The organism is Blautia sp. HCP3S3_C4 (assembly GCF_052064095.1).
Lineage (GTDB): Bacteria > Bacillota > Clostridia > Lachnospirales > Lachnospiraceae > Blautia_A.
Genome location: NZ_JBQHWF010000053.1, coordinates 1 through 757, shown reverse-complemented (window position 1 = coordinate 757; position 757 = coordinate 1). Strand labels below are relative to the sequence as shown.

The following is a 757-nucleotide window of genomic DNA, read 5'->3' as shown; positions in this document are numbered from 1 at the left end:
TTTGGATTTGATTTTGCGAAAAGAAAATCTTAATAAGGCGTATAAGCAAGTAAAATCAAACAAAGGAAGCGGCGGAATTGACGGAATGCAGGTGGATGAACTTCTACCCTACCTAAGAGAAAACCAGAAAACCCTAATCCAAGAGATAAGAGACGGCAAATATAAGCCAAATCCAGTTCGAAGGGTAGAGATACCCAAGGAAACAAAAGGCGAGTTTCGTAAGCTTGGAATTCCAACAGTAGTTGACCGAGTGATCCAACAGGCGATTACACAAGAACTCACACCAATTTATGAGGAGCAATTTTCGGAAAATAGCTTAGGTTTTCGCCCGAAACGAGGAGCGCACGACGCTCTCAGACAATGCCAAAAGAACGTAAATGATGGCTATGTATATGTGGTGGATATGGACTTGGAAAAGTTCTTTGACACAGTATGCCAGAGTAAACTGATAGAGGTGTTGTCACGAACCATCAAGGATGGCAGAGTTATTTCACTGATACATAAATACCTAAATGCGGGAGTTATAGCAAATGGGATGTTTGAGCGCACAGAAATAGGAATGCCCCAAGGTGGTCCACTTAGTCCGTTGCTTAGCAACATCATGCTAAATGAGTTGGACAAGGAACTAGAACGCAGAGGGCATAGATATGTCCGTTATGCAGATGACTGTGCGCCACGAAGGCGAGGACTTGTGGCATGAAGCCAAACAAGTATAGCCATGCTGTGTGAATGATGATGGCAGGCCCATCGGAACCGC

At 44.0% G+C, this 757-nt stretch carries 1 protein-coding gene; it reads left to right on the top strand.

All coding sequences use genetic code 11. The features are described from left to right. On the top strand, positions 1-700 hold a 700-nt coding region (ltrA, locus tag ACTNC6_RS16145), incomplete at its 5' end, for a group II intron reverse transcriptase/maturase (protein WP_441044663.1). Positions 701-757 lie beyond the last annotated feature (57 nt).